The following is a 21,029-nucleotide window of genomic DNA, read 5'->3' on the forward strand; positions in this document are numbered from 1 at the left end:
CGTCGACAGGGGGCTTGCCCGCCCGCAAGACCCGAGTCACGCTGCGCGCTGGGAATCCATTGGGGGCGCGATGACCAGAACCACGACGCTGCTGTTCCTGCTGCTGATCGCCGCGGCGATCTGGCTGAGCTGGCGCCACTACGCGAATGCCAAGGCCTTGCTGCAGGACTGGGCCGCCGCCAACGGCTTGCGCATCCTGCATGCGAAATCCAATGCCCTCTGGCTGGCTATGCCGCTGTCGATGTGGTTCACCACCTCGAAGTACCAGATGGTCTACCGCATCTCGGCCTACGACGAAACCACCCACCGCATCCGCAACGGTTTGGTGCGGTTGGGCACGCCGATCTGGGGCTTGATGAATCCCGACGCGGTCGAGGTGTTCTGGGACGGCGACTAATGCCGTGCGCGGCGCAACACGCTCTCGACCAGGATCGCCAGCAGACCCGCGGCGAGGACCACCGCATTCCAGCCGCCGCCCAGCTGCAGCAGCGGCAGAACCAGCCACGCCAGCAGCAGCCAGCCCACGATGGCGAGCGCGTAGCGGCCGTCGTCGACGAACAGGCCCCAGAGTTCGGCCAGCACGGTGCGCAAGCCGTTCATCGCGCGGACTCCTGCGCGCCGATGGACGCAAGGCGGCGACACCACGGTACACACAGCGCGGCCATCGCGAGGAACGCGCCGGCCACGCCGGGGATGGCCCAGTCGCCGCCCGGCCAGGCGTAGCCCATGCCCTCGCCGGCCCAGTACGTGCCGAATGCGCACAGCAGCACGCCCACCACGAACTTCAGTGTGTTCTCCGGCACCCGCGCCAGCGGCCGGTGCACCACCGCGCCCAGCACCGCCACCAGCAGCAGCGCGGCCAGCGCACCGAGGCTGGCCGGCCACAACAGCTCGACGCGGCCGGCACCGATCGCGAGCACGATGAACACCACCTCGAGGCCTTCGAGCATGGTGCTCTTGAAGGTCACCGCGAACGCGAGCTTGTCCAGGCCGGGCCCTGCGCCACGCTGCCCGCGCAAGGCCTGCGTCTTGCGCTGGTAGATCGCTTCCTCGTCGTGCAGCGCGAGCACGCCGGCCGCGCGCAGCACCGCCTTGCGCAACCAGCGCATGCCGAACAGCAACAGCAAGGCGCCCACCACCAGTTGGAAGCCGTGCAGGGGAATGCGGGCGAGTGCGTGGCCGAGCAGCACTACCAGCAGCAGCAACAGCAGCAGGCCCGCCGCGCCGCCGGCCAGCGCGCTGCGCCAGCCGCGCGTGGCGCCCACCGCCAGCAGCACGGTCAAGGCTTCCACGCATTCCACCAGTGAGGCGAGGAACGCCGCCAGCACAGTGGCGCCGGCATGGGTCCAGTCGATCGGCATGTTGGGCTCCGTCGCGAGGCGGGTACAGGGCGCAGCATACGCCCGCGCGATTGACAGCCGCCCGCGCACGCCGAAGAATGCGCGCCATGCATCGCCTGCGCGATGCTTCCCTGTTGCGCCGGCGATCTGCGCCGCGCAGTCCGGGCCGAGGGGTGCTGCGACGGAGCGATCCGCCACGCTCGGCCCGCGATCCTCGAGACAAGGGCGCCCTCCATGCAGAGGGTTCTTATGTCCATCCAGCTTGCCCTTGCCACCGACGCCGACCATCCCGGCGTCCACCCCGACGACACGCATGCCGTCGCCACGCTCGCAGGCCTCGGCGTGCACGCCACGCCCTGCGTGTGGAACGACCCCGCCGTGGACTGGACGCGCTACGACGCCGTGCTGATCCGCACCGTGTGGGACTACTTCAAGCACTATTCGCAATTCCAGCACTGGCTGGACCGGCTCGACGCGCTGGGCGTGCCCACGATCAACGACAGCGCCCTGCTGCGCTGGAACAGCGACAAGCGCTACCTGGAACAACTGGAGGCGCTGGGCGTGCCGGTCATTCCCACCCGCTTCGTTGCCCACGCCGATTTGCGAGAGGCCCTGGCGACGCATGCGAACCGCAACGTGGTGGTCAAGCCCAGCGTCAGTGGCGGTGCGTGGCGCACGGTGCGCGGCACGGCGGGCGATGCCGCGTTCGAGCAGGCGGTGGCGGAACTGCCCTCCGGCGATTACCTGCTGCAACCGTTCGTGCGCGAGATCGTCGATGACGGCGAATGGTCGCTGCTGTTCTTCGGCGGCGCGTTCAGCCACGCCGTCGTCAAACGTCCCGCCGCGGGCGACTACCGCGTACAGAACGAGCATGGCGGCCGCACCGGGGCCGCCGAGCCGGATGCCGCCACGCTGGCCGCGGCCAGGCACGCGCTGGCGACCTGCTCGCGGCTTGATCTGGACGAAGCGGTCTACGCGCGCGTGGACGGGGTGGTCGCGGACGGCCGCTTCCTGCTGATGGAGCTGGAGCTGATCGAGCCCTCGCTGTTCCTCGCCGGACGGCCTGACGCCGCCGAACGCTTCGCCCGTGCCGTCGTCGCGCGACTGCAGGCACGGTGCGCCCCACGCACGCCGGAGAACGCCTGATGGAAAACCGCGCCGACGAGTGGCTGTTCTCCTACGGCACGTTGCAAAGCGAGGCCGTGCAGCTCGCCACCTTCGGCCGCCGCCTGGCCGGCGCGCCGGACGCACTGCCCGGCTACCGTCTCGAACAACTGGCGATCCGCGACGCGCGGGTCGTCGCCACCAGCGGCGCCACGCACCACCCCATTGCGGTGCGCAGCGAGGACGCGGCGGATCGCGTGCGCGGCATGGTGTTCCGCCTCACGCCGCAGGAACTGGCGCAGGCGGACGCCTACGAGGTGGAGGATTACCACCGCCTTGCCGTCGAACTCGCCTCCGGCCTGCGGGCGTGGATGTACGTGCGCGCGGAATGAGGGAACGTACATGCGGCACTGGCAATCGCCAGTGCCGCATGCGTTGTGTGCTATTGCGGATCCTTCTGCCACATGATCCGCGTGAACCTCCACTTTCCATCGGGCTGTTTCTTCATGGCGCGAAGAAAGCGCCCGTGCAGTTCCTCGGCCTGCCGCGTACCTGTCGTCCGGAAGCTCACCTCGAACCGACCCCATTCCACTGCGGCATCGCCATCGACGGCCACATCCAGGATATGCGGTGTGTAGCTCAGCACTTTCCATCCGCCTTTCGCATATGCCTCCCGCAACGCCTGCCGACCGACGACAGGGCGATCCCCTTCGCCGAACAGCACGCCATCCTTCGTCCAAAGCGCGGCCAGCGCATCAGGATCCTGACTGAGGGTCGCGGCGACGTCTCCGCGATGCAGCTTGGCGATGCCGGCCATGTCATTGGCGTCGATGGCTTGTCCCATTGCCCTGCATCCAGATGCGATGCCGGTGAGCGCCATGCATGTCACCGCCAGAATCAGCGGCAAGCCCTTTGTGCGCATATCGCCATTCCTCTCATGAGCCAACCACGGTATCGATCAGCGTACATATGGGGCACTTCTTGCACCAGTGAACTTCCCGGGGGATCAGGCACGGCCTCCCGCGCTGACGTCGCCATTGCGCGCGCCCTAGAATTGCCGCACGTCACCGCTCGCATACCCTGTGCCCACACCCCGCAAGATCATCCACGTCGACATGGACGCGTTCTACGCGTCGGTGGAGCAGCGCGACGATCCTTCGTTGCGCGGCCAGCCGGTGGTGGTGGCGTGGAAGGGCGCGCGCTCGGTGGTGTGCGCGGCCAGTTACGAGGCGCGCAAGTTCGGCGTGCGCTCGGCGATGCCCGCGATCCGCGCGGAGCGGCTGTGCCCGCAGGCGATCTTCGTGCCGCCGGACTTCAGCCGCTACAAGGCGGTGTCGCGCCATGTGCGGGAGATCTTCGCGCGGCATACCGCGCTGATCGAGCCGCTGTCGCTGGACGAGGCCTACCTCGACGTCACCGCGACGGACAACGGCCTGCCCTCGGCCACCGCCACGGCCGAGGCGATTCGCGCCGCCATCCGCGCGGAAACGCAGCTAACCGCCTCCGCCGGCGTGGCGCCGAACAAGTTCCTCGCCAAGATCGCCTCGGACTTCCGCAAGCCCGACGGTCTGTTCGTGGTGCGCCCGCGCGAGGTGCTGGACTTCCTCGCGCCATTGCCGATCGGCCGCCTGCCCGGTGTGGGCAAGGTGATGGAAGGCAAGCTCGTCGCGCTGGGCGTGGCCACCGTGGGCGAGCTGCGTGCGTTCGCGGCGGCGGAACTCGAACAACGCTTCGGACGCTGGGGGCGACGCCTGCACGAACTGTCGCTGGGCATCGACGACCACCCGGTGACGCCCGACCGCCCCACCCTGCAGGTATCCGCCGAGGACACCTTCGAGCACGACCTCACGCTGGACGAGCTGGAACCGCACATCCGCCGGCTCGCCGCCAAGGCGTGGGCCGCTCACCAGCGCGAGGCCGACGAAGGCCGCATCGCGCGCACCGTGGTGCTCAAGCTCAAGACCGCCGACTTCCACACGCTCACGCGCAGCCTCACGCCCTCGCAGCGCCCCGCCTCCGAACACGAACTGGCCGAGATCGCCTGCGCGTTGCGCGAACGGGTGGAGCGTCCCGCCGACAGCCGGTACCGCCTCGTCGGCGTGGGTCTTGCCGGCTTCGTCGATGCCGACAACTACGCGACGCAGCGCGACCTGTTCGACTGAACCGGTCGCGACCGTCTGCCGGTCAGGCGCGAATCCACCGCCACAGCTCGCCCCACGTCGGCTTCTTGCCGTACATCAGGATGCCGGTGCGGTAGATGCGCGCGGCCAGCCACACGCAGGCGAGCAGCCCGATCACCATCAGGCCCAGCGACAGCGCGAGCTGCAGCGGCGGCACCGCGGTCATCGACCAGCGCACCGGCATGGTGAAGGGCGAGAAGAGCGGGATGAAGGACATCGTGGTGCCCAGCGCGCCCGATGGGTTGTTGATCAGCCCGAACATCGACATGAAGCCGACGAGGATGCTCATGGTGACGAACACCGCGTATTGCTGGGCGTCCTGGATGGTGTTGCACATCGCGCCGATCGCCGCGTACAGCGAGCCGTAGATCAGGAAGCCCAGCGCGAAGTAGAGCAGGAACACCACCAGCAGCGCCGGCGGGATGCCGGGGATGGCGAACTTGCCCGCGGCGGCGGCGCCCATGCCGAACGCGCCGGCCAGGTGCGGACCCTGGCTGCCGAGCACGAAGGCCGTGCCCACCCAGATCGCCATCTGGGTCAGCCCGGCCAGGCCCACGCCCAGCACCTTGCCCATCAGCATCTGGAACGGGGTCAGCGAGGAGGTGAGCACCTCCATGATGCGCGAGTTCTTTTCCTCGATCACCGAGGTGAGGGTGCGGCTGCCGTAGGAGATGATGGCGATGTAGAGGAGGAAGCCCATCGCGTAGGCCAGGGCGAACGAGGCGTCGCCGCTCTGCCCGGTGAGCTTGCCGTCGGTGATTTTGGCAGTGTCCATGTCGGCCGGCGCCATCGCCTTGGTCACCAGCGCCGGGTCGACGCCGGCATGCGCCAGCCGCACGCCGGCGAGCGCCTTGGAGATGTCGCGCTGCAGCCGGCTCATGCCTTCGGGCGAGCTGACGTTGTCGCCGTAGTAGTGCAGCTTGCCGCTGGCGAGGGTCTCGGCGTCGAGCACCAGCACGCCGTCCCAGCCGTCGTGCGCCTTGTCGCTGGCGAAGCCGGCCTTGGCGATCAGGCCGTCGCGCACCGGCGCGAGGTTCGCGGCATCGGCGGGAAACAGCGTGGCCACGTAGCGCGGCGTGGCCGTCTTGCCGTCGCCGATGGTGGCGGCCTTGAGCGCGGCCGTCACCGGCTCGCCCAGCCCGCTGCCGGAGGCGTCCACCACCGCCACGCGGCTGGTGTGGTCGCCGCCGCTCATCAGCAGCGCCGGGAGCACCGCCATCGCCAGCATGAACACCGGCAGCAGGATGGTGGAGATCAGGAAGGCCTTGGTGCGCACGCGCTCCACGTACTCGCGGCGGATCACGGCAAACGTCTTGTTCATGCGGTGGCTCCGGCGACGGCGGCGGGCAAGGGAATGGCGTCGGGGTCGACACCGACCTTGGCGACGAAGATGGCGTGCAGCGAGGGCTCCACCACCTCGAAGCGGCGCAGGCCCACGCCGGCACCGACCAGCGCGGCCAGCAGCTGCTCGGGGTTGGCGCCCTCGGCCATCTTCAACTCTGCACTGGCACCGTAGTCGTCCACCCGCGCGACCAGGCGGGGATCGGCCAGCACGGCACTCGCGCGCTCGCGGTCGTGGCTGAAGCCCAGCGCCACGTGGCGGCCACCGAAGTCGGCCTTCACCTGCGCCACCGTGCCGTTCGCCACCAGCTTGCCGCGCGCGATGATCGCCACGTGGTCGCACATGCGCTCGGCCTGCTCCATCGCATGCGTGGAGAACAGCACGGTGCGGCCGCTGGCGGCGAGCTCCACCACGATGTCCTTCATGACCTGCGCGTTGATCGGGTCGAGGCCGGAGAACGGCTCGTCCAGGATCATCAGCTCCGGCTCGTGCAGCAGGGCGCCGGCGAACTGCACCTTCTGCTGCATGCCCTTGGAGAGGTCCTCCACCTTCTTCTGCGCCCAACCGGCGATTTCCAGGCGCTCCAGCCACGCCTGCGCGCGCTGCCGCGCGTCGTTGCGCGCGACGCCCTTCACCTCGCCCAGGAAGATCAGGTGATCGAGCACCTTCATCTTCTTGTACAGGCCACGCTCCTCGGGCAGGTAGCCGATGCGCGCCGACAGGTCGCGGCTGTTCGCGCTGGCACCGAACAGCGCGATGCGCCCCTCGTCGGGTTCGAGGATGCTCATGATGAGACGGATCGTGGTGGACTTGCCGGCGCCGTTGGGGCCGAGCAGGCCGTAGATGCCGCCGGACGGCACCTGCAACGACAAGCCGCTCACCGCGACATGGCCGGCGAACCGCTTGGTCACCGATTCGACGCTTACGCTGGGCGTGGACACGTGCGATTCCCCTTCGCTGCCTGGGCCTCCCCGGCCCGAAGCGCCGCAACATAGCATGCGGATGCCGAGGGCGAGCCTGCCCTTGGTCACTCGCGCCGTTCAGTCGTGCTTGCCCCCGAAGCGCGGCAGGTTCCAGCCGTAGCGCAGCGAGACGAAGCGCAGCGCGAAGCACAGCGCGATCGGTAGCCAGGTCGCCCACAGCGCGGGCCAGCCGAGCCGCTCGCCGATCACCGCGAGCGCGGCGCCGACGCCGGCGGCGGAGGCATAGATTTCCTTCTGCAACACGATGGGCACGCGCGCCAGCAGCACGTCGCGCGCAAGGCCGCCGCCGACCGCGGTAACCATACCGAGCAGGATCGCCACTTCGGCGTTGTGCGTGTAGAGCAGCGCCTTGTGCGCGCCGTACACCGCGAACAGGCCCAGGCCCATCGCGTCGAACAGGCGCACCGGGTAGGTCAGCCGCTCCACCTCGCGATAGGCCACGATGGTGGCGAGCGCGGCGATCACCGCGGTGAACAGGTAGCGCCAGTCCGACAGGCCCGCGGGCGGGATCGCGCCGATGCACACGTCGCGTGCGATGCCGCCGCCGCAGGCGGTGACGAAGGCGATCACCAGGATGCCGAACAGGTCGAGGTTGCGGCGCCGCGCCGCGATGGCTCCGCTGATCGCGAACGCGAAGGTGCCGGCCAGATCGACGAGGTTGAACAGCAGTTGCTCGTTCATGCAGCCGGCTCGGCGGGCATGCCGACGGTGCGGCGATGCCCGCCATTGAACCAGTTTTCCGGCTGGCTCGAAGTTCCGGCCGCCGCGCGCCGCAGACTTCGGGCCCGGCGCTCAGCCCAGCCGGCGCGAGATCGCGAAGAACACCAGGTTGCCGAGGCCGGTGGCGCCCGCCAGCACGGCGACCATGCCGGGGGTGACCTCCTGCCAGCCGAACCACTGGATCAGGCCGAAGCCCAGCGCCACCGACAGCAGCACGATGCCCCAGCGCAGCGAGGAATGGCGGCGGCGCAACTCCTCGTCGCGCAGCACCGAGGTGACCAGTTCGGCCGAGCCGCCGGCTTCCAGCATGCGCCGGCGCGCCATCGCGTCCACGCAGACCTTGATGGCGTAGGTAATGCAGACAAACAGTGCGACTGGGACCACTATGCCGGGATTCATGAGCACCTCCGTGACGGGTTGGAAATGACGGGTTTCGGGAACATGGATACCGCCCACCGGTCAACGGTTGCAGTCGAAGCGTTGCAACCGTTTCGCGCCTGCCTGTATCCCATGTGCCATGGATGACGCTCACCCCTCCGACCGCGCCCTGGTCGACACCGTGCTGGCCAACCGGCCAGGCGCGTTCGAACGTCTCGTGCGCGAGCACCAAGGGCTGTGCTGGCACATCATCCAGCGCATGGTGCGCAACCCGGAGGACACCCGCGAGCTGTGCCAGGACACCTTCCTGCGCGTGCACCAGTGCCTGCACCAGTACCGCGGCGAGAGCGCGCTGAAATCCTGGATCGGCCGCGTGGCCTACACCATCGCCCTGCGCCACCTGCAGCACAAGCGCATCCCGCTGGCCGACGCGCACGACGACGACGGCGCGCCGCTGGTCGAAACCGTGGCCGACGACTTCGACCTGGAAGCCGCCTGGGCCGATGCGGAAACCGCGCAGCAGCTCCACCGCGCGATCGAGGCGCTGCCGCCGCTGCAGCGCACCGTGCTGACCCTGTACTACCTCGAGGAAAACACCATTCCCGAGATCGCCCACATCACCGGGCTGGCCAGCGGTACCATCAAGAGCCACTTGTTCCGGTCGCGCCTGCGCCTGCGCGAGGCGCTGGAAACCCGGACGGGAGTTGCCGCATGAACCACGATCTTCCTCCTTTCGACGACCCTGCCCGCGAGCACGAATGGCAGGCGCAGGAACGTGCGCTCGACGCCGAGCGCCACGGCCTCGACCCCGCCGCCGACGACGCCCGCGTGCGTCGCTACCGCCTGCTGGCACGCGCGCTGCGCGAACCCATGCCCGTGGCGTTGCCGGCGGATTTCGCACGGCGGATGGCCGCGCAAGTCGCCGCCGCGCCGTCCCGACGGCAGGCCGCCGGCACGCGCTTCGAATCCACGCTGGCGAGCACGCTCGTCGTCATGCTGGTGGTCGCCGGCGGCGTGGTGCTCGCGTACTACGGCAACACCTGGCTGCCCGCCTTTCGCGACCTGCTGCCGTCCCTCGGCACGCCGGCCACGGGCTGGCTGCTGGCGCTCGGCGGTTGCATCGGCGCGTCCTGGCTGCTCGGGCTGTGGCAGCGGCACACGCACGGCCCGGCTGCCTGAGCCTCCGTCGAGATACCCGCACGATACGGAACCGGACGATCCGCTACGCTTCGCCGCTTTCCCCGCCTGCGTCGGAGACCCCCCCATGCACCTCGAACCGCCGAACACCCGACTGGCGTCCCTTCGGGATTTCGCCAAGCACTACCTGATGATCGTGCTCAGCATCCTCACCGCGCTGGGGCTGGAGGCGTGGATCGAGCATGCGCACCATGTCCATGCCGCCGAGGCGGCCAGCCTGCACATCCGCACCGAACTGCAGGCGAACCTGGCCGACGTGCGCACCTCGATCAAGACCAATCAAGGCCTGGTCACCCCTTTGCGGAAGCTCGACGACGCCGTCGCCAGGGACATTCGCGACGGCGTGCCCGCCGGGACGATCAACCAGTACATCCAGGCGCACAAGGAGGACTTCCGGCTCAGCATCAACTGGCCGACGTTCGCCTCGCAATCGTGGGACGTCGCCGTGGCCAACCAGTCGGCCAGCTGGATGGATGACGCCGTGTTGCGCCGTTATTCCGTGGCCTACGCCGACCTGCGCGAAACCTCGGACTGGATCAGCCACGACGGCACCTTGCTGATCGACGCGCCAGCCGTGGAGCGGCTGCGCACGCGCATCGCCCTCGGCGCCACCGTCGACCCGCTCGACTTCGTCAATGCCGCGCGGCAGATGATCAACACCTCCGCGGAAACCCAGTCCCACCTGCAACAACTGGAAAGCCACCTCGTCACCGCGCTCGGCAAGGACGCGGAAAGCGGGACGCACGGCTGAGCGTGCCGCGGCCCCCTCATCGCGTCGCGCACGACGCCCCCGGCGAGGCAATCCGCTACGCTTCGCAGCCGATCCAACTTGCGTCGGAGCTCCCCATGCACATTGAACCGCCGAACACCCGGCTGGCGACCTACAAGGATTTCGCCAAGCACTACCTGATGATCGTGCTCAGCATCCTCACCGCGCTGGGGCTGGAGGCGTGGATCGAGCACACCCAGCACGCGCATGCCGCGGCCACAGCCACCGCGCAGATCGAGGCGGAGCTCCGCAGCAACCTGGCCGATGTCGCCGACGACGCCCGACGCGACGCCAGGCAGTTGCAAAAGCTGGACACGATCCGCGACGCGGTGATCCGGGACCTCAAGTCGCACGCGTCCGATGACGCGGTGCGCCAGCACATCCTCGCGCTGACCAAGGTCGACTTCGACCTGCACATGCAGTTTCCCACCCTGCGCCACGAGGCCTGGGACGTGGCGGTGGCGAACCAGTCCGCCAGCTGGATCGAGCGCGCCCGCATGCAGCGCTACTCGGCGGCCTACGCCAACGAGCGCGACAGCGTCGACATGATGCGCGAGGACACCGCGATCCTGATGAACGGCACGGGCATGGTGGACACCATCGCCGACCTGGCCACCGACGAGGTGCAGCCGCGCCAGTTCCTGCACGTGATCAGCCAGATGCGCGCGATGCTGGACCAGACCACGCAGAACCTGCGGGCGCTCGAGAAGCAGCTCGGCGCCGCATTGCCACTCGCATCGCCGGACAAGACCAGAGCCGCCACCCACGCCTGATCGAGGTCGGCCGGATCAAAGCTCCAGCACCGCATCCAGCCCGCGGTGCAGGCCGGTCAACGTGGACACCTTGCGGATCGCCAGCAGCGCGCCGTCCACGTAGGGCTTGGCGCTGCCACCGGCGTTGTGGCGGATGGTCAGGGTCTGGTCCGGCAGGCCGAAGATGGTTTCGGCGCCGAGCACGAAACCGGGCAGACGCACCGCATGCACCTGGCTGCCGGCCAAGGTGCCGCCGCGCGCCTCGCGCAGGCCGCGGGTTTCCTCCAGCGGTACTTCCAGGCGTGGCTGGCGCACCTGGCCCATGCGCGTGGCCAGCTCGCGCACGGTGCCGCTGGGCGCGTCCGGCTTGCCGGCGTAGGCGTAATCGATGATTTCCCATTGCGGCAGGACCTTCGCCGCCATCTCACTGAACTTGATCAGCAGCACCGCAGTGAGCGCGAAGTTGCCGCAGGCGAGCACGCCACGGCCGCGCTCGCGCGCCACGGCGTCGATCTCGGCGTAGTCCGCGTCGCCGAGGCCGGAGGTGCCCACCACCACGTGGGCACCGTGTTCCAGCGCGGCGAGGATGTTCGCCCGCGCGGTGTCGGGATGGGTGTATTCGACGAACACGTCACAGGGCACGCCCAGCGCCTCGGCCGCGCTGGCGAACACCGGCGTGGTGATGGCCGCATCGCCGAGCGCATCACCCAGCGCGTGGCCGGCGTGCCGGCGTGATACCGCGGCCACCAGCTGCAAGTCCGCACTGATGGCGATGCCGCGCGCCAGTTCCGATCCGGCCCAGCCGGTGGCGCCGGCGAGACATACCTTCAACGACATGGTCACCTCGCAGATCCATGCGCCACGCCGGAACGCGGCACGGCAATCACTGATTTATCTGGAATATGGAAGCCGATGGTACCCACGCAGACACCCGGCGTCATACTCTCCACCCGCGCCCAACGCGCGACCGGCGCAGACCGGAATCCGGTGATCCACTACGCTCGTGCGGTCCCGCCTTCGCTGGAGCGATCATGCATCTCGAACCACCGCACGCCGAACTGACATCCTTCAGGGACTTCGCCAAGCATTATCTGATGATCGTGCTCAGCATCCTTACCGCGCTGGGGCTGGAGGCGTGGATCGAGCACACGCATCGCACCCACGCGGCAGCCATGGCCAGCGCGCAAATCGAGGCGGAACTGCAGACCAACCTCGCCGATATCCAGCGGATGCGCAATGCCGATGCAAAGCGCCTGGCCTTGCTGACGCAACTGGACAACTACCTCGTCCAGGCGGTGAAGGACGGCACCGGTGCCGACACGATCACGCAGCATATCGACACGCAAATGGAAGGCGATTTCTCTCTCGGACTGCAGTTGCCGAAACTGCGCCACGAAGCCTGGGACGTGGCCGTCGCCAATCAGGCGGCCGGCTGGATCGATGCTGGCAAGCTGCGTCACTACGCCACGATCTACGCCTACCAGAGCGATTTCGAACGGCGCGTCTCGTTCAACACCAGCGTCAACCTGCAAGGCGCGAGGATGAACGACATCGACGCCGACCTGAAGGCCGGCACCCTCCAGCCACTCGAAGTCATGCATACCGTGAATTCCATGGTCTCCTCGCTGGGCGATACGGTCATTGCATTGGATTCCATGGAACGGGCTTTCGGGCATGAGCTGCCTGGCCTCGTCACAGCGACATCCGCCGTGCCGGCGCACTGAGCCTCGCTGTCACGGGCCATGAGCCCACGAAAAAGCCCGGCCGAAGCCGGGCTTTTTCGTTTCGGGAAAGAGCGCGCGCCTTACTTTTTCTTCGGAATGTAGAGGTCGGTGATGGTGCCTTCGTAGACCTCGGCCGCCATGCCCACCGATTCGCCCAGCGTGGGATGCGGGTGCACGGTGAGCGCAATGTCCGCTGCTTCGGCGCCCATTTCCACCGCCAGTGCCAGCTCGGAGATCAGGTCGCCGGCGTTCACGCCGACCACGGCGCCGCCCACGATGCGATGGGTGGCCTCGTCGAAAATCAGCTTGGTGAAGCCCTCGGTGCGCGCGATGCCGATCGCGCGGCCGGAGGCCGCCCACGGGAACTTGCCCACGCCGACCTTGAGGCCCTTTTCCTTCGCCTCGCGTTCGGTGACGCCCACCCAGGCCACTTCGGGATTGGTGAACGCCACCGACGGAATCACGCGCGCGTCGAAGTGCGCCTTGTGGCCCGCCGCGACCTCGGCCGCCACGTGCGCCTCGTGCACCGCCTTGTGCGCCAGCATGGGCTGACCCACGAGATCGCCGATCGCGAAGATGTGCGGCACGTTGGTGCGCAGCTGGGTGTCGACGTTGATGAAGCCGCGCTCGGTCACCGCCACGCCGGCCTTCTCGGCGCCGATCTTGCCGCCGTTCGGTGAGCGGCCCACCGCCACCAGCACGCGGTCGAACACGGTGGTTTCGGGAACGCTCTCGCCCTCGTAGCCCACCTCGATGCCCTTCTTCGTGGCCTTGGCGGCGACCACCTTGGTCTTCAGGTGGATGCCCTTGACCTTGCTGCCCAGGCGCTTGGCCAGCGGCTTGACCAGGTCGGCGTCGGCGCCGGGGATGATCTGGTCCATGAACTCGACCACGGTCACCTCGCTGCCCAGCGCGGCATACACCGTGGCCATCTCCAGACCGATGATGCCACCGCCCACGACCAGCAGCTTGCCGGGCACGTCCTTCATTTCCAGCGCACCGGTGGAATCCATCACGCGCTCGTCGTCCCACGGGAACATCGGCAGGCGGACCGCCTGCGAACCCGCGGCGATGATGGCCTGCTCGAAGCGGACCAGCTTCACGCCTTCGGCCGTCTGGACTTCCATCTCGTGCGGCGACACGAAGCTGCCGGTGCCGACCACGGTGCGCACCTTGCGCTGCTTGGCCATGCCGGCGAGGCCGCTGGTCAACTGGCCCACCACCTTGGTCTTGAAGCCACGCAACTTGTCGAGGTCGAGCTTGGGCTTGCCGAAACTGACACCGTGCGCGGCCATCGCCTCGGCCTCGTCGATCACCGCGGCAGCGTGCAGCAGCGCCTTGGAGGGGATGCAGCCCACGTTCAAGCACACGCCGCCCAGCGTGTCGTAGCGCTCCACCAGCACGGTGTCGAGGCCGAGGTCGGCGGCGCGGAACGCGGCGGAGTAACCACCGGGGCCGGAGCCGAGGACGACCAGCTGGCACTCGATATCGGCCTTCTTACCGGACGCCGCGGACGGCTGCGGCGCCTTTGCCCCCTCTCCCCTCTGGGGAGAGGGTTGGGGTGAGGGGGCGGGGCTTGCGGAAGCGCTCGGCGAGGCCGAACCCTCCCCCCCGGCTCCTCTTCCGGAGGGAGAGGGGAGTGGAGCGGCGGCATTCGCGGCGGATGTGGAGGCAGAAGCGGCGTCGGCGGTTTCGAGCAGCAGGATCACCGCGCCCTCGGACACCTCGTCGCCCACCTTCACCTTGAGTTCCTTCACCGTGCCGGCAGCACTCGATGGCACTTCCATCGTGGCCTTGTCCGACTCCAGCGTGATCAGGCTTTGTTCCTTGGTCACCGTGTCGCCGGCCTTCACCAGCACCTCGATCACCGGCACGTTGTCGTGGCCGCCGATGTCGGGGACTTTCACTTCGATCGTGTTCGCCATGGGGAATCCTTCGTCAATCTTTTCGCTCGATGGAGCGGTGCCGCGAGCACCCGCCCCTCACCCTGCCCTCTCCCCGGCCGGGGAGAGGGAAAAGCAGGGCGTCAGAGCAGCAGGCGGCGAATGTCGCCGAGCTGCCTGGCCACGAACACCGCGAAGCGGGCGGCGAGCGCGCCGTCGATCACCCGGTGGTCGTAGCTGAGCGACAGCGGCAGCATCAGGCGTGGCGCGAATTCCTTGCCGTTCCACACCGGCTTCATCGAAGCCTTGGAGACGCCGAGGATGGCCACTTCCGGCGCGTTGACGATGGGCGTGAACGCGGTGCCGCCGATACCGCCCAGCGAGCTGATCGAGAAGCAGCCGCCGGACATGTCGGCCGGGCCCAGCTTCTTGTCGCGCGCCTTCTTCGAGATCTCGCCCAGCTCGCGGGCGAGGTCGAGCAGGCCCTTCTTGTCCACGTCGCGGATCACCGGCACCACCAGGCCGTCGGGCGTGTCCACCGCGATGCCGACGTGGAAGTACTTCTTGAGGATCAGCTTCTCGCCGGTCTCGTCCAGCGAGGCGTTGAACTGCGGGTATTCCTTCAGCGCCGCCACCACCGCCTTCATCTGGAACACCAGCGGGGTGATCTTGAGCTCCTTGTTCTCCTCGCCAAGCTTCTTGCGGAAGGCCTCCAGCTCGGTGATGTCGGCGTCCTCGTGCTGGGTGACGTGCGGGATCATCGCCCAGTTGCGCGCGAGGTTGGCGCCGGAGATCTTCTGGATGCGCGAGAGCGGCTTCTCCTCGACCGGGCCGAACTTCGCGAAGTCCACCTTCGGCCACGGCAGCAGGTTGAGCCCGCCGCCGGCCGCCACGGCGCCGCCGCTGACCGGGCGAGCGCCCGAGGCCAGCGCGTGCTTGACGTATGCGCTGATGTCCTCGCGCACGATGCGGCCGCCGCGCGCGCTGCCCTTCACCTGATGGATGTCCACGCCCAACTCGCGCGCGAAGGCGCGCACCGCAGGGCTGGCGTAGGGTGCGTCGCCCGGCATCACGATGTTCGCGTCGAACGGCGGGCGCGCCTGCGGCGGCACGTCGCCTTCCGGCGCATGGCCCGGCTCGGCGCGACGACTCGGTGCAGGCGCTTCCGCCGCCATCGGGGCCTCCGTCCTGGCCGGCGCCGGTGCCGCTGGGGCCGGCGCGGCCGCACCGCCGTCCGCCCCCTCGATCAGCGCGATCAGCGCGCCCTCGGAGACCTCGTCGCCGACCTTGAGCTTCACTTCCTTCACGGTGCCGGCAAACGGCGCGGGGACTTCCATCGTGGCCTTGTCCGACTCCAGCGTGACCAGGCCCTGCTCCTTCTCCACCCGGTCGCCGGGTTTGATCATCACCTCGATCACCGGCACGTTGTCGTGGCCGCCGATGTCGGGTACGCGGGCTTCTTGGATGTCGGCCATGGTGTCTCCTGCGAATGGCGAGGGCAGACCGCGCGGGGGGACAGGGGCGGCCGCAAGGCTTCCATCATAGCGAACGGGGCGCCGTCGCGGCAGCTTTCAAGGCCATCCGAGATGCATGCGCATACGTATGCATGCGTATGCGTCACGTGACGAAAGTCCCGTGACGTGAGGCCCATGCGGTAGCCGGACCGGCTCGTCCACACTGTGCCTGTCTGCCATCGCCGCCACGGCACAAGGAAGCCATGCTCCGCATCCGCCAGCTGTCCAAGACCTACGCCAACGGCGTGCGCGCATTGCGCGACATCTCGCTGGACATCCCGAACGGCATGTTCGGCCTGCTCGGCCCGAACGGCGCGGGCAAGTCCACGCTGATGCGCACGATTGCCACGCTGCAGGAGCCGGACGAGGGCAGCATCCGGCTGGACGACATGGACCTCATGGCCGACAAGCAGGCCACCCGCCACCTGCTGGGCTACCTGCCGCAGGAATTCGGCGTGTACCCGAAGGTCTCGGCCGAGGCGATGCTGGACCACTTCGCGGTGCTGAAGGGCGTCACCGCGAAGGGCGAGCGGCGCGAGCTGGTGGAGGCGCTGCTGCGCCAGGTGAACCTGTGGGATGTGCGCAAGCGCAAGCTGGGCAGCTACTCCGGCGGCATGCGCCAGCGCTTCGGCATCGCCCAGGCGCTGATCGGCGATCCGCGCCTGGTGATCGTGGACGAGCCCACCGCGGGCCTCGACCCGGAGGAACGCAATCGTTTCCTCAACCTGCTCGCGGAGATCGGCGAGCGCGTGGTGGTGATCCTGTCCACCCACATCGTGGAAGACGTCACCGACCTCTGCCAGCGCATGGCGATCATCGGCCAGGGCCAGCTGCTGCTGGCCGGCGAGCCGCGCGAGGCGATCCGCGCGCTGGAGGGCCGGGTCTGGCGGCGCACGATCGACAAGGCCGAACTGGACGGCTACCGCGCCCGCATGAACATCCTCTCCACCCGCCTCGCCGGCGGCCGCACCCTGCTGCATGTGCTGGCCGACGGCTTGCCCGAGACGGGCTTCGAGCCGGTCGCCCCCGACCTGGAGGACGTGTATTTCGGCCGCCTGCGCGCGCAGGCCACGGCGCGCGCCGCCTGACCGCCGACGACAGGGACGAGCGATGTTTCTCGAAATCCTCCGCTTCGAGCTGCGCCAGCAACTGAAGGCGCCGCTGTTCTGGATCATCGCCTTCGTGTTCGCGGCGCTGGCCTTCGTGTTCGCCAGCACCGACGCGGTGGTGGTCGGCGGCGCCAGCGGCAACGTGCTGCGCAACGCGCCGCTGGTGATCGTGCGCCTGCTCGACAACCTCGCGCCGCTGTGCCTGCTGCTGGCAGCGGCCTTCGTGGCCGGTGCCGCACTGCGCGACTTCGACCACGGCACCGCCGAGCTGGTGTTCGCCACGCCGCTGCGCAAGCGTGCCTACCTGGGCGGACGCTTCGCGGCGGGTTACCTGGTGATGGTGGCGATCATGCTGCTGTGCGCGCTGGGACTGGCCGCGGGCGGCAGCATGCCCTGGGTCGATGCCGCGCGGCTGGGGCCATCGAACTGGCACGGCTACGCCTGGGCGTTCGGCGTGATGGTGCTGCCGAACCTGCTGTTCATCGCCGCGGTGCTGTTCCTGCTCGCCACCGCCACGCGCTCGCTGCTGGCCACGCTGATCGGCGTGATCGCCTTCATCGTGCTGCTCTCGATCGCCAGGCTGCTGACCCAGGACGTGAACAACCACGCGCTGGCGGCGATCCTCGATCCGTTCGGCGGCCGCACGCTGCAGATCGTCACGCGCTACTGGGCGCCGGAACAGATCAACCGCCAGCTGCCACCGCTGGTCGGCCTGCTGCTGTTCAACCGGCTGCTGTGGAGCGGTGTCGCGCTGCTGCTGGCCGGTACCGCGTTCGCGCTGTTCCGCGCCGACCGCGAAGGCCTGCGGCTGCGCCGGCGCGTGCAGCGTGCCGAACCACCGCTGCTGCGGCCGGCCGCCACCGCCACCACGTTGACGCTGCCCGCGGTGCGATTGTCCGCCGACTGGCGCGCACGCCTGGTGCAGCTGTGGCGGCTGCTGGCGTTCGACACGGCCGGCGTGCTGCGCGGCGTACCGTTCCTGGTGATGCTGGTGTTCGGCCTGGTCAACCTGGCGTTCTCGCTGGCGCTGTCCGGGCGCATCTACGGCACCGCCACGTATCCGGTGACGCACGGCGTGCTGGAGCTGATCGCCGGCAGCTCGCAATGGCTGCTGTACATCATCGTGATGTTCTACGCCGGCGAGCTGGTGTGGCGCGAGCGCGCACAGCGCAGCGCCGAAGTCAGCGACGCGTTACCGCTGCCGGACTGGATCGCGCTGGCCGCCAAGCTCGGCGCGCTGCTGGCGGTGATCGTGACGTACCTGCTCGCCGGCGCCGTGTTCGGCATCGGTTGGCAGCTGGCCCACGGCTACACCCATATCGAGCCGGGGCTGTATCTCGGCACGCTGGCGTTGCAGGCGATCCCGTTCGCGCTGCTGGCGGTGCTGGCGCTGTTCCTGCAGGTGGCCACCGACAACCGCTACCTCGGCTACCTGCTGGTCATCGTCTGGTTCGTCTGCCAGCTCGCCTTCCCCTGGCTGCACTGGGACCACAACCTCTACAACTACGCCGCGGCGCCCGACGTGCCGTATTCGGACTTGAACGGCTTCGGCCACTTTCTCGTCGGCGCGCTGTGGTTCGACGCCTACTGGGCCTGCCTCGCGCTGGCGCTGCTGGTGCTGGCCGCGTTGCTGTGGGTGCGCGGTACCGGCCAGGGCTGGCGCGAGCGGCTGCGCGAGGCGCGTGCGCGGCTGCGTCCCGCGCTCGCGGCGGTGCTGGCCGCCGCGCTGCTCGGATTCGCGGGCCTGGGCGGTTGGATCTACTACAACGCCAACGTGCTCAACCATTACGCGAGCGGTACGACGCAGAAGCGCGAGCGCGCCGACTACGAGAAGCAGTACGCGCAATACGCCGGGCTGCCGCAGCCGCGCATCACCGCGGTGCAAGCCGACGTGGACATTTACCCGTACCGGCGCAAGCTGCACATCCGCGCGCACTACACCCTGGTCAACCGGCACGAGGTGCCGGTGACCGAGCTGCTGGTGAACTACGCCGACCACTTCGTGCCGCAGGCGCTGGCCTTCGCGCCGCACGACACCGTGAGCTTCGACCGTCGCCTCGGCGTGGCGATCTACAAGCTGAAGACGCCGCTGGCGCCCGGCGCCTCGATGCCGTTCGACTTCGACATCGACTATGCGCCGAAGGGTTTCACCAACGACAGCGGCGAAACCTTCCTGGTGCACAACGGCACGTTCTTCAACAGCGGCAAGCTGCCGCAACTCGGCTACCAGCCCGACAACCAGCTCACCGACCGCAACGACCGCCGCAAGTACGGACTGAAGCTCGACGTGCCGCGCATGCCGCCGCTGGGCGACGAGGCCGCACGCGCCAACACCTATATCTCGAATGACGCCGACTGGATCAGCTTCGACACCACCGTCTCCACCGCCGCCGACCAGATCGCGCTGGCGCCCGGCACGCTGCAGAAGGAATGGACCGCGGGTGGCCGCCGCTATTTCCACTACGCGATGCAGCAGCCGATGCTGAACTTCTACTCCTGGCTGTCCGCGCGCTATGCGGTGAAGAGCGAAGACGCGGCCGGCGTGAAGGTGTCGGTGTACTACAACCCCGCGCATGCCTGGAACGTGGGTCGCATGCTGGAGGCCGCGAAGGATTCGCTGGCGTACTACGACAGCCACTACACGCCGTACCAGTTCAAGCAGCTGCGCATCCTGGAGTTCCCCGGCTACATGTCCTTCGCGCAGAGCTTCGCCAATACCATTCCGTTCTCCGAGAGCATCGGCTTCATCGCCGACCTGCGCGACCAGAGCAGGATCGACTACGTGTACTACGTCACCGCCCACGAAGTGGCGCACCAGTGGTGGGCGCACCGGGTGATCGGCGCGGACATGCAGGGCTCGACCATGCTCAGCGAATCGCTGGCACAGTACAGCGCGCTGATGGTGATGAAGCACAAGTACGGCGCCGACCAGATGCGCAAGTTCCTGAAGTACGAGCTGGACAGGTACCTGATGGGCCGCGCCAGCGACAAGGTGGCCGAGGAGCCGCTGGCAAAGGTGGAGAACGAGCAGTACATCCACTACAACAAGGGCTCGCTGGTCTTCTACGCGCTGCAGGACTACGTGGGCGAGGACAAGCTCGATGCCGTGCTGAAGCAGTTCCTGCTCGACCAGGGCTTCCAGCAACCGCCCTACACCACCTCGAAGGAATTCGTCGACGCGCTGTCCGCCACGCTGGGACCGAAGTGGCAGCCGTTGCTGGACGACTTCTTCTGGAAGATCACCTTGTTCGACGACCGCATGCTCGACGCCAGCGCGAAGCAGCTGCCCGACGGCAGGTACGAGGTGACGATGAAGGTGCACGCCGGCATGATGTACGCCGACGGCAAGGGCAAGGAGACCAAGGCCGCCCCGAACATCCCGATCGCCATCGGCGTGTTCGCCGCCTCGCCCGGCGACGGCAGGGATGGCAAGCCGCTGTACCTCGAAAAGCGCCTGCTGCCCGACGGCGACAGCACGATCACCGTCACCGTGGACGGCAAGCCCGCGATCGCCGGCATCGACCCGTACAACGAGTTGATCGACCGGGTGCCCGACGACAACCGCAAGGCGGTGACGCTGCAATAGGGCTGGCGACTTGAGGCGCGCGCGCCCGGATCACGAGGCAGGTCGCGATCGACAAAGCGGTTTCGAGCGTCTGTCGGCGCCCGGGTTACTTTTCTCTTGCGTGGCCAAGAGAAAAGTAACCCAAAGAGAAGGCCACCCCGGTTGGCGATTTCCGTCCTTCCATGGACGGAAAGTTCGTGAAGCGGTGCCGGGCTTTTCGAGCAGGCTCGGGCAACCGCTCCTGCGTTGCCTCAACTCCGGCATCCATGCCGTCGCCTGCCCGCGCGAAAAGGCGAGCCCTTACATGGGCTCGCCCACTGCTCGGCCTGGTCGTCCCCGCTTCGCCGCCGCCCAGGGGCCCCGGAAAAGCAGGCGCGCGTCGTGCGCGCCAGAAGCAACAACAACAGCAACAGCAGAGCACTGCAGGCTCGCGGTTCGCCGTCTCCCTCCCCTGCGTGCAGGGGAGGGA

The 21,029-nt window shown here is 68.4% G+C and carries 21 protein-coding genes and 1 riboswitch; of the genes, 11 read left to right on the forward strand and 10 right to left on the reverse strand.

The annotated features are described in order from the left end of the window. The first annotated feature begins 70 nt into the window (after positions 1–70). The gene (locus B0E52_RS14015; protein WP_077484794.1) at positions 71–397 is read left to right on the forward strand and encodes a hypothetical protein; all 327 of its coding nucleotides are present in this window, start codon (positions 71–73) and stop codon (positions 395–397) included. Here the strand turns inward: B0E52_RS14015 and B0E52_RS14020 are convergent. Continuing rightward, a complete protein-coding gene (locus B0E52_RS14020) occupies positions 394–600 on the reverse strand; it encodes a hypothetical protein (RefSeq protein WP_077484796.1) in 207 nt (68 codons plus the stop codon). The genes B0E52_RS14015 and B0E52_RS14020 overlap by 4 nt on opposite strands. Further along, the gene (locus B0E52_RS14025) at positions 597–1,361 is read right to left on the reverse strand and encodes a TMEM165/GDT1 family protein (RefSeq protein ID WP_077484798.1); all 765 of its coding nucleotides are present in this window, start codon (positions 1,359–1,361) and stop codon (positions 597–599) included. Before B0E52_RS14025 ends, B0E52_RS14020 begins: the two co-directional genes overlap by 4 nt. Before the next feature lie 141 nt (positions 1,362–1,502). After that, positions 1,503–1,578: riboswitch (S-adenosyl-L-homocysteine riboswitch) on the forward strand. An 11-nt stretch (positions 1,579–1,589) separates the two neighbouring features. On the opposite strand from B0E52_RS14025, the gene B0E52_RS14030 reads away from it, so the two are divergent. Both B0E52_RS14030 and B0E52_RS14035 read left to right on the forward strand, forming a co-directional pair. After that, positions 1,590–2,486 (forward strand): hypothetical protein, encoded by an 897-nt coding sequence (locus B0E52_RS14030; protein WP_174575571.1) that lies wholly within the window; start codon positions 1,590–1,592, stop codon positions 2,484–2,486. After that, entirely contained in the window at positions 2,486–2,836 is a 351-nt protein-coding gene (locus B0E52_RS14035) for a gamma-glutamylcyclotransferase family protein (protein WP_077484802.1), read from the forward strand. Before B0E52_RS14030 ends, B0E52_RS14035 begins: the two co-directional genes overlap by 1 nt. A gap of 50 nt (positions 2,837–2,886) precedes the next feature. On the opposite strand, the gene B0E52_RS14040 is transcribed toward B0E52_RS14035, so the two are convergent. Continuing rightward, positions 2,887–3,366: a nuclear transport factor 2 family protein gene (locus B0E52_RS14040; protein WP_077484804.1), complete on the reverse strand. Its 480-nt coding sequence runs from the start codon at positions 3,364–3,366 to the stop codon at positions 2,887–2,889. A 160-nt stretch (positions 3,367–3,526) separates the two neighbouring features. Between B0E52_RS14040 and dinB the strand changes: the two genes are divergently transcribed. After that, positions 3,527–4,606: a DNA polymerase IV gene (dinB, locus tag B0E52_RS14045; RefSeq protein WP_077484806.1), complete on the forward strand. Its 1,080-nt coding sequence runs from the start codon at positions 3,527–3,529 to the stop codon at positions 4,604–4,606. A 22-nt stretch (positions 4,607–4,628) separates the two neighbouring features. Here dinB and B0E52_RS14050 read toward each other — a convergent pair whose 3' ends face one another. The 4 genes from B0E52_RS14050 to B0E52_RS14065 all read right to left on the reverse strand — a co-directional run bounded on the left by B0E52_RS14050 (position 4,629) and on the right by B0E52_RS14065 (position 8,068). Then, positions 4,629–5,945, reverse strand: a complete 1,317-nt coding sequence (locus tag B0E52_RS14050) for an ABC transporter permease (RefSeq protein WP_077484807.1) — start codon at positions 5,943–5,945, stop codon at positions 4,629–4,631. Next, a complete protein-coding gene (locus tag B0E52_RS14055; protein WP_254426806.1) occupies positions 5,942–6,907 on the reverse strand; it encodes an ATP-binding cassette domain-containing protein in 966 nt (321 codons plus the stop codon). Before B0E52_RS14055 ends, B0E52_RS14050 begins: the two co-directional genes overlap by 4 nt. Positions 6,908–7,006: 99 nt before the next feature. Next, positions 7,007–7,630 (reverse strand): trimeric intracellular cation channel family protein, encoded by a 624-nt coding sequence (locus B0E52_RS14060; protein WP_077484811.1) that lies wholly within the window; start codon positions 7,628–7,630, stop codon positions 7,007–7,009. Positions 7,631–7,741: 111 nt separating this feature from the next. Next, positions 7,742–8,068 (reverse strand): DUF6249 domain-containing protein, encoded by a 327-nt coding sequence (locus B0E52_RS14065; protein ID WP_077484813.1) that lies wholly within the window; start codon positions 8,066–8,068, stop codon positions 7,742–7,744. A gap of 118 nt (positions 8,069–8,186) precedes the next feature. Between B0E52_RS14065 and B0E52_RS14070 the strand changes: the two genes are divergently transcribed. The 4 genes from B0E52_RS14070 to B0E52_RS14085 all read left to right on the forward strand — a co-directional run bounded on the left by B0E52_RS14070 (position 8,187) and on the right by B0E52_RS14085 (position 10,786). Further along, positions 8,187–8,762, forward strand: coding sequence for a sigma-70 family RNA polymerase sigma factor (locus B0E52_RS14070; protein ID WP_077484815.1), 576 nt, complete (start codon positions 8,187–8,189; stop codon positions 8,760–8,762). Next, positions 8,759–9,226, forward strand: coding sequence for a hypothetical protein (locus B0E52_RS14075; protein ID WP_077484817.1), 468 nt, complete (start codon positions 8,759–8,761; stop codon positions 9,224–9,226). Before B0E52_RS14070 ends, B0E52_RS14075 begins: the two co-directional genes overlap by 4 nt. Before the next feature lie 85 nt (positions 9,227–9,311). Further along, positions 9,312–9,995: a hypothetical protein gene (locus B0E52_RS14080; RefSeq protein ID WP_077484818.1), complete on the forward strand. Its 684-nt coding sequence runs from the start codon at positions 9,312–9,314 to the stop codon at positions 9,993–9,995. Positions 9,996–10,090: 95 nt separating this feature from the next. Further along, complete coding sequence (locus B0E52_RS14085) at positions 10,091–10,786, forward strand: hypothetical protein (RefSeq protein WP_077484820.1); 696 nt, start codon at positions 10,091–10,093, stop codon at positions 10,784–10,786. 15 nt (positions 10,787–10,801) lie between these two features. On the opposite strand, the gene dapB is transcribed toward B0E52_RS14085, so the two are convergent. Then, complete coding sequence (dapB, locus tag B0E52_RS14090) at positions 10,802–11,602, reverse strand: 4-hydroxy-tetrahydrodipicolinate reductase (protein ID WP_077484822.1); 801 nt, start codon at positions 11,600–11,602, stop codon at positions 10,802–10,804. Between the two features lie 65 nt (positions 11,603–11,667). Between dapB and B0E52_RS14095 the strand changes: the two genes are divergently transcribed. Continuing rightward, positions 11,668–12,489, forward strand: coding sequence for a hypothetical protein (locus tag B0E52_RS14095; RefSeq protein ID WP_139351701.1), 822 nt, complete (start codon positions 11,668–11,670; stop codon positions 12,487–12,489). An 80-nt stretch (positions 12,490–12,569) separates the two neighbouring features. Here B0E52_RS14095 and lpdA read toward each other — a convergent pair whose 3' ends face one another. Next, a complete protein-coding gene (gene lpdA / locus B0E52_RS14100; RefSeq protein ID WP_077484825.1) occupies positions 12,570–14,414 on the reverse strand; it encodes a dihydrolipoyl dehydrogenase in 1,845 nt (614 codons plus the stop codon). A gap of 101 nt (positions 14,415–14,515) precedes the next feature. Next, positions 14,516–15,874 (reverse strand): dihydrolipoyllysine-residue acetyltransferase, encoded by a 1,359-nt coding sequence (gene aceF, locus B0E52_RS14105; RefSeq protein WP_256363988.1) that lies wholly within the window; start codon positions 15,872–15,874, stop codon positions 14,516–14,518. A gap of 215 nt (positions 15,875–16,089) precedes the next feature. Here aceF and B0E52_RS14110 point away from each other — a divergent pair, with 215 nt between their 5' ends. Together B0E52_RS14110 and B0E52_RS14115 are read left to right on the forward strand one after the other, a co-directional pair. Beyond that, positions 16,090–16,974 carry an ABC transporter ATP-binding protein gene (locus B0E52_RS14110; RefSeq protein WP_077484828.1) on the forward strand — a complete coding sequence of 295 codons (885 nt, stop codon included), beginning with the start codon at positions 16,090–16,092 and terminating at the stop codon, positions 16,972–16,974. Between the two features lie 22 nt (positions 16,975–16,996). Further along, positions 16,997–20,581 (forward strand): M1 family aminopeptidase, encoded by a 3,585-nt coding sequence (locus B0E52_RS14115; RefSeq protein ID WP_077484829.1) that lies wholly within the window; start codon positions 16,997–16,999, stop codon positions 20,579–20,581. Positions 20,582–21,029: the final 448 nt, after the last annotated feature.

This window comes from Rhodanobacter sp. C06, assembly GCF_002001105.1.
GTDB lineage: Bacteria > Pseudomonadota > Gammaproteobacteria > Xanthomonadales > Rhodanobacteraceae > Rhodanobacter_A.